14 protein-coding genes are annotated in these 16,742 nt (G+C 45.3%); 13 read left to right on the top strand and 1 reads right to left on the bottom strand.

The genetic code is table 11. From position 1 onward, the window contains the following. Positions 1-19 precede the first annotated feature (19 nt). Complete coding sequence (locus tag AC0VYI_RS16265) at positions 20-2,311, bottom strand: 7TMR-DISM family protein (RefSeq protein WP_475444153.1); 2,292 nt, start codon at positions 2,309-2,311, stop codon at positions 20-22. Positions 2,312-2,370: 59 nt separating this feature from the next. On the opposite strand from AC0VYI_RS16265, the gene AC0VYI_RS16260 reads away from it, so the two are divergent. From AC0VYI_RS16260 to nuoM, 13 genes are all read left to right on the top strand, one after another. Next, positions 2,371-2,622, top strand: coding sequence for a hypothetical protein (locus AC0VYI_RS16260; RefSeq protein ID WP_199475393.1), 252 nt, complete (start codon positions 2,371-2,373; stop codon positions 2,620-2,622). A gap of 711 nt (positions 2,623-3,333) precedes the next feature. Continuing rightward, entirely contained in the window at positions 3,334-3,774 is a 441-nt protein-coding gene (locus AC0VYI_RS16255) for an NADH-quinone oxidoreductase subunit A (protein WP_475444150.1), read from the top strand. A 15-nt stretch (positions 3,775-3,789) separates the two neighbouring features. Further along, on the top strand, positions 3,790-4,464 hold the full coding sequence (locus AC0VYI_RS16250) for a NuoB/complex I 20 kDa subunit family protein (RefSeq protein ID WP_199475395.1): 675 nt from the start codon (positions 3,790-3,792) through the stop codon (positions 4,462-4,464). A gap of 43 nt (positions 4,465-4,507) precedes the next feature. Continuing rightward, positions 4,508-6,307, top strand: a complete 1,800-nt coding sequence (gene nuoC / locus AC0VYI_RS16245; RefSeq protein ID WP_475444148.1) for an NADH-quinone oxidoreductase subunit C/D — start codon at positions 4,508-4,510, stop codon at positions 6,305-6,307. A gap of 2 nt (positions 6,308-6,309) precedes the next feature. Then, positions 6,310-6,825 carry an NADH-quinone oxidoreductase subunit NuoE gene (gene nuoE / locus AC0VYI_RS16240; protein ID WP_199475397.1) on the top strand — a complete coding sequence of 172 codons (516 nt, stop codon included), beginning with the start codon at positions 6,310-6,312 and terminating at the stop codon, positions 6,823-6,825. After that, positions 6,822-8,153, top strand: coding sequence for an NADH-quinone oxidoreductase subunit NuoF (nuoF, locus tag AC0VYI_RS16235; protein WP_475444145.1), 1,332 nt, complete (start codon positions 6,822-6,824; stop codon positions 8,151-8,153). Before nuoE ends, nuoF begins: the two co-directional genes overlap by 4 nt. Positions 8,154-8,222: 69 nt before the next feature. Further along, on the top strand, positions 8,223-10,946 hold the full coding sequence (gene nuoG / locus AC0VYI_RS16230; RefSeq protein WP_475444143.1) for an NADH-quinone oxidoreductase subunit NuoG: 2,724 nt from the start codon (positions 8,223-8,225) through the stop codon (positions 10,944-10,946). Next, positions 10,943-11,920 (top strand): NADH-quinone oxidoreductase subunit NuoH, encoded by a 978-nt coding sequence (gene nuoH, locus AC0VYI_RS16225; protein WP_199475400.1) that lies wholly within the window; start codon positions 10,943-10,945, stop codon positions 11,918-11,920. The genes nuoG and nuoH overlap by 4 nt, the downstream gene beginning before the upstream one ends. A 14-nt stretch (positions 11,921-11,934) precedes the next feature. Further along, positions 11,935-12,477 (top strand): NADH-quinone oxidoreductase subunit NuoI, encoded by a 543-nt coding sequence (gene nuoI, locus AC0VYI_RS16220; protein ID WP_199475401.1) that lies wholly within the window; start codon positions 11,935-11,937, stop codon positions 12,475-12,477. An 11-nt stretch (positions 12,478-12,488) separates the two neighbouring features. Next, a complete protein-coding gene (nuoJ, locus tag AC0VYI_RS16215) occupies positions 12,489-13,007 on the top strand; it encodes an NADH-quinone oxidoreductase subunit J (RefSeq protein ID WP_199475402.1) in 519 nt (172 codons plus the stop codon). Then, the gene (gene nuoK, locus AC0VYI_RS16210) at positions 13,004-13,306 is read left to right on the top strand and encodes an NADH-quinone oxidoreductase subunit NuoK (protein WP_067015680.1); all 303 of its coding nucleotides are present in this window, start codon (positions 13,004-13,006) and stop codon (positions 13,304-13,306) included. Before nuoJ ends, nuoK begins: the two co-directional genes overlap by 4 nt. Continuing rightward, positions 13,303-15,144: an NADH-quinone oxidoreductase subunit L gene (gene nuoL, locus AC0VYI_RS16205; RefSeq protein ID WP_475444141.1), complete on the top strand. Its 1,842-nt coding sequence runs from the start codon at positions 13,303-13,305 to the stop codon at positions 15,142-15,144. Before nuoK ends, nuoL begins: the two co-directional genes overlap by 4 nt. 51 nt (positions 15,145-15,195) lie before the next feature. Beyond that, positions 15,196-16,737: an NADH-quinone oxidoreductase subunit M gene (gene nuoM / locus AC0VYI_RS16200; RefSeq protein WP_475444139.1), complete on the top strand. Its 1,542-nt coding sequence runs from the start codon at positions 15,196-15,198 to the stop codon at positions 16,735-16,737. Positions 16,738-16,742: the final 5 nt, after the last annotated feature.

Genomic DNA, 16,742 nt, shown 5'->3' with positions numbered 1-16,742 from the left:
CAGTCTAGCAAGGTACTTCTTAAGAACGTTTGACTCTTGACAAAGATGCGTCTCTTAAGCGCTCGCCCTTACGAATTAGGCGCGATAATTGCGTTTCAAGGTGACTGTCCAAGTTGCTGACAGGCAACAGGTCATCGAAACCGATTGTTTTAGCATATTCCCGCGACATTTTAACATTATCTGAAATCAGTAAGCATTGATCTTCCAGCTTCATCAAGGGGCGTATTTTTTTGTGAATGATGTGAGGGATTTGTCCTTCATGATCAAACGCTAAGATAATACTGATGGTTTTGCGCTGATCTGGCTTATCTAAGTAATCCAGTAAGTCGTCAAGGTCACTAAAGTGCTCGATGGCGTTAAGATTAGAATGAAGAATTCCCAGTGCTTGATTCAGGTCATTACTGTGTTCACCAAAAACAATGATGGAGTAGGTGTCATTATCCAGCGTATTGAGGTTAGTGTGGCGTATCTGCCACGTAATAGGCAGCTCAATCGTGAGGCGGTGAAAGCCATTCTCCTCGGAAGTCACACAAGAACCATTTAAAGAATTGACGAGAATGTGAATGTAGTTCATGCCCATATCAAACAGATTGTTATTCAGTGTGATATGAGTCGGTAACGGGAAACAGTTTATTTCCAGAATGGTGTTTCCTTCATGGCTCAGATCACGACGACTGATGTCAACTGTCAGTGTTTGATCCGTGAAGTGCTTGCATTCTTGTAAAATGGTTTCAATCAAGTGCTCTATGACTTCGGCATTATGTAGGATTTCTAAGTGGTTGGTATTGTCACTGGTAATTTCAACAATCGCGTTGTCTTGATCTAGCTGTTGAAAGTGGTTGTAAGCGTTATCAATTAATTTAGATAAAAAGAGGGGAGAGGACTCTTGTTGGGAAAAGGTGTTTTTATCTCGTGCATAGTAGATGTTATCTAATCGGACGAGTAAGTTTTTTAAGTTGTTGCTTGCTGTCTGTCCGTTGAAAATGAAGTTTTTCGAGATGTTTCGATTGGGGGTTTTTTGAACATGCTTCAATCCGTTATCGATGATATTGACTTGGCGGCGAAGGCGGCTGGATATATCAGCGATCAGTTCATATAAGTCATTTTGTGAGTGGTTCACAACACTGGCGTGGCGTTTAAGTAACGGGCTGAGTTGCGCGATCATGCCTATAAAGTAGATCATGGCTTCTAGCACAATGGCGACCGTCAGACCCCATTCGTAAATGATAGCACTGGATATAATGCCATAAGCGGACAGAAACCAAGCGGCATAGCCAAGCAATAGGGTGATTCGAGCAATCAGATAATAGCCAGAAAACGGGGTGTCTGTGGCAAAGGCGTAAATGGCTAGTACGGTTAAAACCGAGATGGAAGTAAATGATAACAGTGATAAGTAGCTAATACTCAGTGAATTTGGGTAGGCGCTATAGATAGTGGCAAAAAAAAGGTTAATGCAGGTCAGAGCAATTAAACATTTATCTACCTTGGGAAAATGTGATCGTGTATCTAGGTAAAGCTTGGAGAACAAGACAATAGCGGCTGTGCCTGCAAGAGCGGTGAAATTGTAGATACGTTCTTGGATGCCAATTTTATTAGGGAAAAACTGATAAAGCTGCCCGTGAAGAGAGAGATGAAACAGTGCAATGCAGATCAGTAATGCGCTGTACGCGATGTACATGGGATGAGTACTTTTGATATAGAAAAAGACATTGCTAATAAACAGAATGGCTAAAAAACCTAACAATATCCCAGTAAAAGAAAAGTCTTTCTGCGAGTCGACCGTGGCTTTAGATAAGGTTTTTAAATGCAATTGAACATTGATTGGCAAATGGGATGACAGTTTAAGGTAGACGGTGAAAACGGGGGGAGCATTCGTCGGCAAGGGATAAAAGTAATCGGGATGCTCAATGAGTCGATTGCTATAGGGGCGTGCTTCACCAAGCAAAGCCTGCACTTGATCACCAAACATAGTCGGTAAGTAAAGATCCAAATATTCAAGGCGAGGGGCGTTAATGTCCAAAAGCGATGGCACATTTTTGGTTGTACGAATGGCAATATTAATGCGCACCCAGACGTTTCCTTTGACTAGGCCTAGCTGCAGAAAGTCCGAGTTAATCGGTAAAAAGCGCTTAGAATAGTTTTCTGATGCGATATCTTGGATGGATAAACGGCCACTTTCGTCGATTAAGTATTGGGCTGACCTAGCAATATTTAAGTCTTGATGGTTGTCATCAAGTAACGCAATGTCGTTAGCCGCCCATAGAGTGCTGCTAGTCAGTAATAAAAATAGTAGAATCAGTTTCGAAAACAAAACGCTAGCTCAGTTGTCTTAATTATAAGATCACCATTATTAACTAGATAGGGGATGAAATGCTATATCCAATTTTAGAGCAATACTATGTCGTATTCGCTTTACTGCTCTTGGTCATTACTTGGTTTACCCGACAGAAAACCCCTGAAGCAAGAAGAAACTATTTATATGGTTATGCTTTGCTTAGCGTTGTTGGTTTTTTGCTCGGTTTTAAGTGGGTCTCTGGGGTGATTTTTGGACTCATTGTTCTTGAAGTAGGGCGTTATTTTAAAGGCTGGTTAGATAAAAAGGAGCAGCAGCTGAAGAAATAGGTTCTCGATTTAGCTAGGATAATACGTCAGACATGGCTGCACTTTAACATGGTGACACGTTATATTGATCATGTAATGTTGTGGTACTAAACGGTATTCAAAAAAGTAATAGCTTTTCTTAAGAGGTGGTCTTTTTTTTGATTCTCAGTTCGTTTTCATGTCATTGGAATTACTATTGATGTGCGAAATATAAGGTATTTCGCTGTACTATCTTGGCTTTGCTTATGGGTTGTTTAAATTCATCTATATCTTTTTTTTGCAAACTTAATTCCGACTTAAATAGTAGGTTTTTATTTAATTTACAAAATCTTTACAAATTTTATGTTTAATATTGATAAATAAAAAGGACAGAATATCCTCTATCTAGGAAAGATTGTGGTGCTTTGTTGTCTGACTGTCATGGCGCTATACGGGATCTAGAGAATGCGAGTAGGATAATACCGTCTGCTGTTGATGTTTTTTTACAACATCTGATTTTCAGCAATGTGACGCACAAAAGTTGTTAGCCCATGGATCGGATTACTGCAATCTTTATCAAATGATAATGATTATCATATAATTTTGCAAACATTTTGTTGCGCCGCAAATAATGAATTGGGCAAGGCAATATTCCGTGCCTCTGTCTGAATCGAACCTCCAATAAAAGTATGGCATTGGCTTATCCCAACAGGTCAATGTTTTTGTCTAACAATTTATTAAGTGTTGTTTTCTATGTCTACACCTGTTGATGTAATCGCCCATCATTGGGCATTTGCTGTGTTTATAGTGGTCTCTATAGGCTTGGGTGCTGCCATGTTGGTAGGAGGGACTTTCTTAGGCGGTAGGGCGCAAGCTCGTGCTAAGAATACCCCTTTCGAATCAGGTATCGCATCGGTTGGTTCAGCTCGTCTTAGACTGTCTGCCAAATTTTATTTGGTGGCGATGTTTTTTGTCATTTTCGATGTTGAAGCTTTGTATTTATACGCTTGGGCTGTCTCTATACGTGAGAGTGGTTGGACGGGGTTCATCGAAGCCACTACCTTCATCATCGTGTTGCTCGTTGGTTTGATCTATCTGATTCGAACAAAAGCGCTGGACTGGGCTCCTACCCGATCAAAAGAACTTATTAAGCAATCTGAAATCATCAAAATCGTTGACGGTTCACACAAATAATCACGAGGTCAAAACATGGATTATACGCTTACACGCATTGATCTGGACGGCGAAGATGATCGCTATCCATTAGAAAGCAAAGAAATTGTCGGGGATCCGTTAGAGCAACATGTTCACCGTAGTGTTTACTTAGGCAAACTTGAGCATGCGATGCATGATATGGTCAACTGGGGACGTAAACACTCACTTTGGCCTTATAACTTCGGCCTATCCTGTTGTTATGTTGAGATGACCACTTCCTTTACCGCAGCTCACGATGTGGCACGATTTGGTTCTGAGGTATTGCGAGCGTCACCAAGACAAGCCGACTTTATGGTGGTTGCAGGTACGTGCTTTACCAAAATGGCCCCTGTTATTCAGCGTCTATACGATCAAATGTTAGAGCCTAAATGGGTCATCTCCATGGGGGCCTGCGCCAACTCAGGTGGCATGTACGATATTTACTCTGTTGTTCAAGGCGTGGACAAATTTTTACCCGTCGACGTTTATATTCCTGGTTGTCCTCCACGTCCAGAAGCCTATATTCAAGCCCTCAATCTACTGCAAGAAGCGGTGGGTAAAGAGCGCCGTCCATTGTCTTGGGTGGTTGGAGATCAGGGAGTTTATAAGGCTAATATGACGCCTGAGCGTGAACGTAAACGCGATGACCGTATTGCCATCACCAACCTAAGAACGCCGGACGAAATTTAATCGGGCAAGATTTGTTTTAGGCTTATCAAGATAGTGAGCAAAAATGACAAAAGCAACAAGTAAACTCGTACCTGAGTCTTGGCAGACCAGTGACCACCGCAATGATCCTGTGGTTGGTGAGCTTATCGAAAAGTTTGGTGAGTCCGTCTTTCGATTACAGCCAACGCGAACTGGAATGCCCATTGCGTGGGTCGCTCGTGAACGAATCAAAGACGTTATATTGTTTTTGAAAAACACCTCCAAACCCTACTCAATGCTATACGACCTTCATGGGGTGGATGAGCGCCTTCGGACCCATCGAAAAGAGATACCAGAAGGGGTTGATTATACGGTTTTCTATCATTTGATCTCGATGGAGCGTAATCATGATATTATGCTTAAGGTGGGGTTAAGTGAAAAAGATCTAGAGCTAGCCAGCATCGTTAGCTTGTTCCCTAATGCCAATTGGTATGAGCGCGAAACATGGGAAATGTTTGGCATCGTCTTTTCTGGGCATCCGAATTTACGTCGCATTATGATGCCAGATACATGGGAAGGTCATCCATTACGTAAAGATTATCCAGCCCGTGCCACTGAGTTTGATCCGTTTGAGTTAACACGCCAAAAAGAAGCGATCGAAATGGAAGCGCTGACATTTAAACCCGAAGATTGGGGAATGGCGCGTAGTAAAGAAAATGAAGACTTTATGTTCCTTAACTTAGGGCCTAACCATCCTTCTGCGCACGGGGCGTTTCGTATTGTTTTGCAACTCGATGGTGAAGACATTGTTGATTGTGTGCCTGATATTGGTTACCACCATCGTGGTGCTGAAAAGATGGGCGAGCGCCAGTCTTGGCACAGTTACATTCCTTATACCGACCGTATCGAATACTTAGGCGGTTGTGTTAATGAAATGCCTTATGTTTTGGCTGTTGAGAAATTGGCGGGAATTAAAGTACCTGAACGAGTGGAAGTGATTCGCGTCATGTTGTCCGAATTATTTCGTATCAACAGCCACTTGCTTTATATCTCAACCTTTATCCAAGACGTGGGTGCCATGACGCCAGTGTTCTTCGCGTTCACGGACCGTCAGAAGATATATGATTTAGTGGAAGCCATTACCGGTTTTCGTATGCACCCGGCTTGGTTCCGCATCGGTGGTGTGGCCCATGATTTACCAAGAGGGTGGGAGCGACTATTAAAAGCTTTCTTAGATTGGATGCCAAAACGTCTTGAAGAATACGTGACAGCGGCGCTTAAAAACACTGTCCTTAAAGCGCGTTCTCAAGGGGTAGCAACCTACAACGCGCAAGAAGCGTTGGCTTGGGGGGTAACAGGCGCAGGTTTGCGAGCCACTGGCATAGAGTTTGACGTGCGCAAATGGCGACCTTACTCAGGCTACGAAAATTTTGATTTTGAGATCCCTGTCGGTGGCGGTGTGAGCGATTGTTATAACCGCGTTATGCTCAAAGTAGAAGAAATTCGTCAAAGTTTGAAAATTTTGACTCAGTGTTATCACAATATGCCGTCTGGTCCGTTTAAGGCGGATCATCCGTTAACCACGCCACCACCCAAAGAGCGTGCCTTGCAGCACATAGAAACCTTGATAACACACTTTTTGCAAGTGTCTTGGGGACCTGTGATGCCAGCTAATGAATCTTTCCAAATGATTGAAGCGACAAAAGGGATCAATAGTTACTACCTCACCAGTGATGGTAGCACTACTAGTTATCGTACCCGTGTTCGTACACCAAGCTTCCCTCATTTGCAGCAAATTCCATCGGTGATTCGTGGCAGTTTGGTATCCGATCTTATTGTGTACCTGGGCAGTATTGATTTTGTTATGTCAGATGTGGACCGTTAACCATGAATCAACCGATTAAAATAGTCACCGTAAGTGATGACAGTGATGATTTCGTTTTGAGTGACGCCGATGCACAGGCCATTGAACATGAAAAACATCATTACGAAGACCCACGAGCCGCTTCCATCGAAGCCCTAAAGATTGTTCAGAAACGTCATGGTTGGGTGCCTGATGGTGCCATCAAAGCGATTTCTGACCTTCTGGGAATACCTGCCAGCGATGTTGAGGGCGTAGCGACCTTTTACAGCCAAATTTATCGCCAACCAGTTGGGAAACATATCATTCGTTATTGCGATAGCGTGGTGTGCCATATCACTGGATTTGAAGAAATTGTCACTGAGTTAGAAAAACAACTTAAGATCAAACCGGGTCAAACGACGCCGGATGGCCGTTTTACCTTGCTTCCAACCTGTTGTTTGGGGAATTGTGACAAAGGGCCAACTATGATGGTGAACGATGATACTCACGTGCGTTTGGTTCCTTCTAATCTGGCAAACATTTTGGAGCAGTATCAATGAGCCTATCGATCAATAAGACGGCTGAAAGTCATCCGCTAACGTGGTGTCTTCGCGAGGATGAACAACCTGTTTGGTTAGATGAGTATCGTCGCAAAGAAGGGTATGTTGGCGTTGAAAAAGCGTTAGCTATGCATCCTGATGAAGTGGTTAGTTTGGTGAAAGACGCAGGTTTACGTGGTCGCGGTGGGGCAGGTTTCCCAACGGGACTAAAGTGGAGTCTGATGCCGAAAGACGAATCAATGAATATCCGCTATATGATCTGTAACGCGGATGAAATGGAACCAGGTACCTACAAAGATCGCTTGTTGATGGAGCAGATGCCGCATCTTTTGGTGGAAGGCATGATCATCGCTGCACATGCTATCAAAGCTTACCGTGGTTACATCTTCTTGCGCGGAGAATACGTTGAAGCGGCGGAAAACCTTCGTAAAGCCATTGAAGAGGCTAAATTAGCTGGGTTGCTTGGTAAAGACATCTTAGGCAGTGGCAAAGATTTTGAGCTGTTTGTTCATACTGGTGCAGGGCGTTACATCTGTGGTGAAGAAACCGCATTGATTAACTCTCTTGAAGGTCGCCGTGCCAATCCTAGGTCCAAACCGCCATTTCCTGCGGTATCAGGCGCTTGGGGGAAACCGACTTGCGTCAACAACGTGGAATCTATTTGTAACGTACCAAGCATTCTTAATCGCGGCGTGGATTGGTACAAGGGGTTGACTACTAACGGCAGTAGCGATTGCGGCACCAAACTAATGGGCTTTTCGGGACGGGTGAATAATCCTGGTTTATGGGAATTGCCTATGGGTACGACAGCGCGTGAAATATTGGAAAATTACGCGGGTGGCATGCAAGAAGGCTTGGATTTAAAAACTTGGCAGCCAGGTGGTGCGGGCACAGATTTCTTATTGCCGGAGCACTTGGATTTGCCAATGGATTTTGAACATATCCAAAAAGCAGGTAGTCGTCTTGGAACAGCGCTTGCTATGGCTGTGGATCATAAAATCAATATGGTCTCTTTGGTGCGCAACTTGGAAGAGTTTTTTGCTCGTGAATCCTGCGGCTGGTGTACACCTTGTCGTGATGGTTTGCCATGGAGTGTGAAAATTCTTAGAGCAATTGAACATGGCGAGGGGCAACCAGGCGACATTGAAACACTTGAGCAGTTATGTTGTTCATTAGCACCTGGTCATACCTTCTGTGCTCATGCACCGGGGGCCGTTGAGCCGTTACAAAGTGCAATAAAATATTTCCGCAAAGAATTTGAAGCGGGTATTTCAGGTCAAGCTAATAATTTGCGTGAGATTCGCGGTATTCAACCGAATCAACAGTAATTTATTCAGTTTTATTTTGTGTGTTTACGCCTATCGAATATCGATGGGCCTGTGGGAAGCATAAGACTTATGGCAACCATTCATGTAGATGGCAAAGAATATGAAGTTGATGGAGCAGACAACCTATTACAGGCTTGTTTGTCTCTAGGACTTGATATTCCCTATTTTTGCTGGCATCCGGCGCTGGGTAGTGTCGGCGCATGCCGCCAGTGTGCAGTGAAACAATATAAAGATGCCGATGATACACGTGGTCGTTTGGTGATGTCGTGTATGGCACCTGCGAGTGATGGCGCTTATATCTCGATTGAAGATGAAGAAGCGAAGGCATTTCGAGAAAACGTCGTGGAATGGCTGATGTCGAATCATCCCCATGACTGCCCAGTGTGTGAAGAAGGTGGTAATTGCCATCTACAAGACATGACGGTAATGACAGGCCACAATTCTCGACGTTATCGCTTTGCTAAGCGAACTCACGAAAACCAAGAGCTTGGGCCTTTTGTTTCCCATGAAATGAACCGCTGTATCGCTTGTTATCGTTGCACTCGTTATTACAAAGATTACGCTGATGGCACAGATTTTGGGGTCTATGGGGCGAATAATAATGTGTACTTTGGTCGCCCAGAGTCGGGTACTTTAGAAAGTGAGTTCGCCGGCAATTTGGTCGAAGTGTGTCCAACGGGTGTGTTCACTGATAAGACGCATACAGAGCGTTACAACCGTAAGTGGGACATGCAATTTGCACCGAGTATCTGTCAGCAATGTAGTGTGGGTTGTAACATCAGCCCCGGTGAACGCTACGGCGAAGTCCGTCGCATTGAGAACCGCTACAACGGTGATGTGAACCACTATTTCCTTTGTGACCGAGGTCGCTTTGGCTATGGTTATACTAATTTAGAAACACGTCCAAAACAGCCGTTTACCTACCAAGGTGAAGAGCAAGTTACTCTTAATACTGAGCAAGCCGTTCAAAGCGCCAGTGATATTATCAAAGGCTCGACTCGGGTGATTGGTATTGGTTCGCCACGAGCCAGTTTAGAAAGTAATTTTGCCTTGCGTAAACTGGTCGGAGCAGACAACTTCTTTACGGGTATTGAGGCTGGTGAGCAGCAACGTCTCGAACGAATGTTGCAGGTTTTGAAAACGTCTGGTGTATATACCCCAACGCTGCGCGAAATTGAAAAATACGATGCCGTGATTATTTTGGGTGAAGACATTACACAAACCGCTGCTCGCGTCGCTTTGTCTGTACGACAAGCAGTAAAAGGGAAAGCGCGTGAAATGGCCGCTGTGCAGAGTGTGGCTGAGTGGCAAATTGCGGCGATCCAAAATATCGGTCAGCATGCAAAGTATCCGATTTTTACCACGCATACAGATCGTACTCGATTAGATGATGTCACAGCTTGGCATTATAGTGCCCCAGCAGCGGATCAAGCACGTTTAGGCTTCGCCATTGCTCACGCTATTGATTCAAGCGCACCAGCTGTGACAGATCTTAATGACGAGTTACAGAAAAAAGCTGACTTTATTGCCTCTGCGCTAAAACAATCTCGTAAGCCCCTGATTATCTCTGGTAGCCAAGCTGGGGAAATAACGCTGATTGATGCGGCGGCAAATATTGCCAAAGCCCTTAAATCTCAGGGCGTTGATGAGGTTGGTTTGACGCTGGTTGCTCGTGAAGTGAACAGCATGGGCTTAGCCATGTTGGGCGGTAAATCATTGGATGAGGCTTTGTCTGCTATATCTGACGGGGCTGACACTGCCATCGTATTGGAAAATGACTTGTACCAACGAATGTCGGCACAACGGGTAGATCAAGCTTTGGATCAATTGAAGCATCTAATTGTTGTCGATCATCAATATTCTGCCACATCGAAAAAAGCAGAGTTGGTGTTGTCGGCGGGCAGTTTTGCAGAAGCTGACGGAACGGTTGTCAATTTGGAAGGACGTGCTCAGCGTTTCTTCCAAGTATATGACCCAAGCTATTACAAGCCGGGTACGCTTGTTTTTGCCGCATGGCGTTGGTTGTATTTGGTCAATTCTGCGAAAAACGCTCACTCTTCCGATGCTGGTACGCTTGACCAGTTGATTGCCGCTCTAGCAAGTGAGATGCCACAACTGGCAGGAATTGTTGGGGCAGCGCCAAATGCTGATTTTAGAATTCATGGTCAGAAAATGGCTCGATCACCTCACCGTTACAGTGGTCGTACCGCCATGCGTGCCAATATTAGTGTTCATGAACCACGCCAACCGCAAGACCAAGACTCGCCGTTTGCCTTCTCTATGGAAGGCAACAATAACCCGAAAGCAGATCGCAATGAAGTAGCCTTTGCTTGGGCGCCAGGTTGGAACTCTCCACAAGCTTGGAACAAATTCCAAGACGAAGTAGGCGGGCATTTGCGCAATGGTGATCCAGGTGTACGTTTGATTGAAACCTCTAATCAAGGGGAATACTTCGCTGAGATTCCAGCGTCTTTTGTGGCGACAGAAGGTCAGTGGCAAGTTGCTGCAAATTACCGTTTGTTTGGTAGTGATGAACTATCACAACGCAGTGCGGTGATCCAAGAGCGTGCGGGACAGCAAACGGTAACCATCCATCCAGCAGACGCGAAAACATTGGGTGTGAATGAGAATGCCATGGTGAGTTTCGCTTGGGGTGGTCAACAATGGCAATTACCTTTGTCATTTAGTGATCACATCACTTTGGGTACCATTGGCTTGCCGCTGGGTACGAATGGTTTACCCGCCAGCCTTGCCGGTCAAATGATTGATAATTTGCAGGAGGGACACGCATGAGCATCTTTTCTCCCGAGGTTATCGCTGCCTTGATTGCCATTGGTAAAGCGTTTGCTATTTTGATGGTTGTGGTAGCGTGTGGTGCCTTTATGAGCTTTGGTGAACGTCGTTTACTCGGCTTGTTCCAGAACCGTTATGGCCCGAACCGAGTGGGTTGGGGCGGTTCTTTGCAACTCGTTGCCGATATGATCAAGATGTTTTTTAAAGAGGACTGGATTCCACCTTTTTCAGACCGCTTTATTTTTACCTTAGCACCTTTGATTGCCTTTACCTCTTTGTTATTGGCGTTTGCAATCGTGCCTGTCAGCCCTGGCTGGATCGTTTCCGATTTAAATATCGGTCTGTTATTTTTTCTGATGATGGCAGGGTTAGGGGTTTACGCTGTGCTTTTTGCGGGCTGGGCCAGTAATAACAAATATTCTCTTTTAGGGGCGGTGCGTGCGTCAGCACAAACATTGAGCTACGAGGTCTTTTTGGGGTTATCTCTGATGGGCGTTGTGGCGAAAGCCGGTTCGTTCCAGCTAACGGATATTGTTAATAACCAAGCACATATGTGGAATATTATTCCGCAGTTCTTTGGTTTTGTGACCTTTGTGATAGCGGGTATTGCGGTTTGTCACCGTCACCCTTTCGATCAGCCAGAGGCAGAGCAAGAATTGGCCGATGGTTATCACATTGAATACGCTGGTATGAAGTTTGGTTTGTTCTTTGTCGGTGAATACATTGGTATTGTGACCGTTTCTGCATTGATTGTGACCTTATTTTTTGGCGGTTGGCATGGACCATGGTTGCCTCCAATTGTTTGGTTTGCTTTGAAAACAGGCTTTTTCATGGTGATGTTTATCTTGGTTCGGGCTGCGTTGCCGCGTCCTCGTTACGACCAAGTGATGTCGTTTGGCTGGAAAATATGTCTGCCGATTACGCTGATCAATTTACTGGTAACCGCAGCCATCGTGCTGATTCAAAACAATTAATTTAGGGGACAACCATGACACTGAAAGAATTACTGGTTGGTTTCGGCACGCAAGTGCGCAGCCTTTGGATGATCGGGATGCACTCGTTCGCGAAACGCGAAACGCAGATGTATCCAGATGAGCCTGTGTATGTACCGCCTCGTTACCGTGGTCGCATTGTCTTGACTCGTGATCCTGATGGCGAAGAGCGTTGTGTGGCCTGTAACTTATGTGCAGTCGCTTGTCCGGTAGGCTGCATTTCATTGCAAAAGGCGGAAGACGAAGAGGGGCGTTGGTACCCTGACTTTTTCCGTATTAACTTTTCACGTTGCATCTTTTGTGGCATGTGTGAGGAGGCCTGTCCAACGACGGCGATACAGTTGACGCCTGATTTTGAGTTGGGTGAATACAACCGTCAGGATTTGGTCTATGAAAAAGAAGATTTGTTGATCTCAGGCCCAGGTAAGTATCCAGATTATAACTTCTATCGGATGGCGGGTATGTCTATTGCGGGCAGACCAAAAGGCTCTTCCGAGAACGAAGCGGAACCGATTAATGTGAAAGGTTTGTTGCCGTAAGGAGCGCTGTTGTGGATATTGTTTTTTATGTTGCGGCGGCCATTGCCGTACTGACCACCGTTCGAGTCATCAGCCACACAAATCCTGTGCATGCTCTGTTGTACTTGATTGTGTCGTTACTGGCGGTGGCTGTTGTGTTTTTTTCTATGGGTGCAAACTTTGCCGGAGCGTTGGAGATCATCGTTTATGCGGGCGCCATTATGGTGTTGTTTGTGTTTGTGGTGATGATGTTAAACCTTGGTGGCGAAGAGATTAGACAGGAGCGCCAATGGTTGAGTCCCTCTTTATGGATTGGACCTGGGATCATTTCTGCTCTGCTACTGGTTGCTTTAGTGCATGGTATCAATAGCCTTCAACATGGTGCGATTCACTACCATATGTTGGGGGGTAAAAGTGTCGGTGTTAGCTTATTTGGCCCTTATGTTTTGGCCGTTGAGTTGGCGTCACTGTTACTTTTGGCTGGGCTTGTTGTGGCATTTCATGTGGGTCGAGATAAAACCAAGCTGGATTCTATGGAGGAAGAGGCATGATTCCGTTATCCCATGCGTTGATTCTAGCCTCAATACTATTTGTATTGGGTCTTAGCGGTTTGTTAGTTCGTCGAAACTTATTGTTTATGCTGATCTCTCTTGAAGTGATGATTAATGCGGCGGCGCTCGCATTTGTTGCAACGGGGAGTTACTGGCAGCAAGCAGATGGTCAGATTATGTATATTTTGGCCATCAGTCTGGCTGCGGCTGAAGCCAGTATTGGCTTGGCTTTGTTATTGCAATTGCATCGACGTAACCAGTCTTTGAATGTTGATACTGTCAGTGAGATGCGCGGATGAATTTACTTTACTTAACTATTCTGTTGCCGTTAATCGGCTTCCTATTGCTGGCGTTTTCTCGTGGTCGCTGGTCGGAGAATTTTTCCGCTGTCATTGGTGTCGGTTCGGTGATGTTGGCCGCATTGACCACAGTGTATATTGGACTCGACTATTTGCCGAAGCTTTATGATGGTCAGATTACCTCGTTCAACCAGCCTTTGTGGACTTGGATTCACCAAGGGAATTTTGATGTTCAGGCAACGCTGCATTTAGACGGTTTGTCTTTCACTATGATGTGTGTGATAACAGGTGTGGGATCGCTTATTCACTTGTTCGCTTCGTGGTATATGCGTGGCGACAAGGGCTATTCTCGCTTTTTTACTTACACCAACTTGTTTATTGCCAGCATGTTGATATTGGTGTTAGCCGATAACTTATTACTGCTTTACCTTGGTTGGGAAGGCGTAGGGTTATGCAGTTATTTACTGATTGGTTTCTACTATGAAGGTCGTGATAATCTCGCAGCGGCATTAAAAGCCTTCATCGTGACACGTGTTGGTGATGTCTTTCTAGCCTTTGCGCTCTTTATTCTGTACACCCAGTTTGGCACGTTAAATATCGAAAAATTGGCCTCTATTGCGCCTGGCCAGGTTGCGGTGGGCTCGTCGGTTATGTTTTGGGCAACCTTAATGTTGCTTGGTGGAGCGGTGGGTAAATCTGCTCAGTTACCACTGCAAACTTGGTTGGCTGACGCGATGGCAGGTCCAACGCCAGTGTCTGCCTTGATCCACGCTGCGACTATGGTGACCGCTGGTGTGTACTTGATTGCACGTACGCATACTTTGTTCTTATTGTCGCCAGAAGTGTTGCACTTAGTCGGTATTATCGGCGCAATTACCTTAGTTATTGCCGGGTTTGCCGCGTTGGTTCAGACCGATATTAAACGTGTACTCGCATACTCCACCATGAGTCAAATTGGTTATATGTTTTTGGCTTTAGGGGTACAAGCGTGGGATGCTGCGATTTTCCATTTAATGATTCACGCCTTCTTTAAAGCGTTATTGTTCTTGTCTGCAGGGTCGGTCATTATCGCCTGTCACCACGAGCAAAATATCTTCAAAATGGGCGGGTTACGCAAACATATCCCATTCGTGTACACCTGCTTCTTAGTCGGTGGTGGGGCCCTGGCGGCACTGCCGATTGTCACGGCGGGTTTCTATAGTAAAGATGAGATTCTTTCTGGTGCGCTGGCCACTGGGCATATCAATTTATTGACTGCTGGTTTGGTAGGGGCGTTTTTAACGGGCTTGTATACTTTCCGTATGATCTTCATTGCTTTCCATGGTCAAGACCAGATCAAGGCCACTCCGGGACGTGGTATTTCTCATTACCTTCCTCTGCTTGTTTTGATGGTCTTGTCTACTTTTGTTGGTGCTCTGATTAAGCAGCCTCTTGAAAAAGCGTTACCAGCGATGCCAGGGCATGAGTCTATGGTGGTGCAGTTGATTTCTGGTGGCTGTGCTATTGCAGGTGTCTTGATTGCCGCCTTCCTATGGCTAGGTGATAGAAGTTTGGTGAGTAAAATTGCCAAGACTGGTCTGGGTCGGTTGTTGGGACAATACTGGTTTCATGCATGGGGCTTCGATTGGTTGTACGACCAGTTGTTTGTGCGACCTTACTTAGGCATTGCTCGTCTGCTTCGCCGAGACCCTATTAACGCAACGATAGACAGTCTTCGTTTTCTCGTGATCGGCTCTAATAAGGGGCTAGCTCTAAGTGAAAATGGCCAAGTTCGTTGGTATATCGCATCGATTGGAATGGGTGCGGTGGTCGTGTTAGGCCTATTGCTTTGGAGCTAATCCAGATGGGCTTTAGTGAGAGTTATCAATTGAAGAGGATCATATAACGCCATGCTATTACCTTGGCTCATTCTCCTGCCTTTTATTGGCGGTTTGTTGTGTTGGCAGAGCGAACGCTTTAGTCGAGCGTTACCTCGTTGGATAGCCGTGCTCTCCATGGTGCTAACTTTATTATTATCACTGATGATGTGGGGGCAGGGGCATTTTTCATTGGCCATGCCCCAGGGTATCCCGCAATGGCAATCTGAGTTTATTTTGCCGTGGATTCCTCGATTCGGTATTTCGTTTCATTTCGCGTTGGATGGCTTATCACTGCTGATGGTGGTGTTAACGGCTTTTCTAGGCTTGCTTTCTATCGTGTGCTCTTGGAACGAAGTGGATAAGCGAGAAGGTCTTTTCCATCTCAATCTGTTGTGGATTGTCGGTGGTGTAATGGGGGTCTTCCTAGCGATCGATATGTTCCTATTCTTCTTCTTCTGGGAGATGATGCTGATTCCTATGTTCTTCTTGATCGCACTTTGGGGTCACAAGGGATCTGATGAGCGTACACGAATTGCAACCGCGATTAAGTTTTTCATCTACACCCAGGTCAGCGGCTTGGTTATGTTGGTGGCAATCATCGGTTTGGTGTTTGTGCATTATCGTGCAACAGGGGTTTGGACCTTTGATTATAACCATCTGATTGGCACCAAGATGAGCAGTCCAGTAGCTTACTTATTGATGCTTGGGTTCTTTGTTGCTTTTGCGGTGAAAATGCCTTTGATCCCATTGCACGGGTGGTTAGCGGATGCTCATGCTCAGTCGCCTACTGCTGGTTCAGTAGATCTTGCTGGTTTGCTTCTGAAAACAGCGGCTTATGGCTTATTGCGCTTTGTGTTGCCATTCTTTCCACATGCTTCCGCCGAGTTTTCGCCGATTGCGATGTGGTTAGGGGTCATTAGTATTTTCTACGGAGCTTGGTTGGCCTTCTCTCAAACCGACATTAAGCGTTTGATTGCATACAGCAGTGTGTCCCATATGGGGTTCGTTATGGTGGCCATCTACACTGGCAGCCAGCTTGCTTATCAAGGTGCGATTGTCATGATGATCGCTCATGGTTTGTCTGCTGCTGGTCTATTCATTCTTTGTGGTCAGCTCTACGAGCGTATAGGCACACGAGACATGAGAGAGATGGGTGGCCTGTGGGGTCGTTTACGCTATATGCCCGGCTTGTCGCTGTTTTTTGCTGTCGCCTCTCTGGGTATGCCGGGAACAGGTAACTTTGTTGGTGAGTTTATGATGCTGTTTGGTAGTTATAAGGTTGTGCCTTTAATTACCATTATTTCGACGTTTGGCGTAGTGTTTGCGTCGGTTTACTCTCTCGTCATGATTCATCGTGCATACTATGGTGAAGCAAAATCGGACGCACCATTGGCAGTTATGTCAATAAGAGAGTTTTCAATGATTCTTTCTTTAGTGGTGTTGTTAGTGTTGCTGGGTATCTTTCCGCAAGGTGTGCTTGAGACGTCTCATGCTGCGATTGCCAATATTCAGCATTATTTTATGACGGCTTCATCTCTATCAATCACAGGTACATCAACCACAGGGCTGTAATTTTC

The organism is Marinomonas sp. 63XJN7_9_ISO-PGPR-S23-217 (assembly GCF_056173515.1).
Note: the sequence above shows the minus strand (reverse complement) of the source record. Positions and strands in the feature narration are given on the sequence as shown.

Bases quoted from the DNA above. Each gene is read 5' to 3' on its own strand.
- AC0VYI_RS16255 (WP_475444150.1), top strand. From the start codon at position 3,334: ATGTCTACACCTGTTGATGTAATCGCCCATCATTGGGCATTTGCTGTG.
- nuoM (WP_475444139.1), top strand. From the start codon at position 15,196: ATGCTATTACCTTGGCTCATTCTCCTGCCTTTTATTGGCGGTTTGTTG.
- nuoC (WP_475444148.1), top strand. From the start codon at position 4,508: ATGACAAAAGCAACAAGTAAACTCGTACCTGAGTCTTGGCAGACCAGT.
- nuoH (WP_199475400.1), top strand. From the start codon at position 10,943: ATGAGCATCTTTTCTCCCGAGGTTATCGCTGCCTTGATTGCCATTGGT.
- nuoF (WP_475444145.1), top strand. From the start codon at position 6,822: ATGAGCCTATCGATCAATAAGACGGCTGAAAGTCATCCGCTAACGTGG.
- nuoG (WP_475444143.1), top strand. From the start codon at position 8,223: ATGGCAACCATTCATGTAGATGGCAAAGAATATGAAGTTGATGGAGCA.
- AC0VYI_RS16250 (WP_199475395.1), top strand. From the start codon at position 3,790: ATGGATTATACGCTTACACGCATTGATCTGGACGGCGAAGATGATCGC.
- nuoK (WP_067015680.1), top strand. From the start codon at position 13,004: ATGATTCCGTTATCCCATGCGTTGATTCTAGCCTCAATACTATTTGTA.
- nuoE (WP_199475397.1), top strand. From the start codon at position 6,310: ATGAATCAACCGATTAAAATAGTCACCGTAAGTGATGACAGTGATGAT.
- nuoL (WP_475444141.1), top strand. From the start codon at position 13,303: ATGAATTTACTTTACTTAACTATTCTGTTGCCGTTAATCGGCTTCCTA.
- AC0VYI_RS16260 (WP_199475393.1), top strand. From the start codon at position 2,371: ATGCTATATCCAATTTTAGAGCAATACTATGTCGTATTCGCTTTACTG.
- nuoI (WP_199475401.1), top strand. From the start codon at position 11,935: ATGACACTGAAAGAATTACTGGTTGGTTTCGGCACGCAAGTGCGCAGC.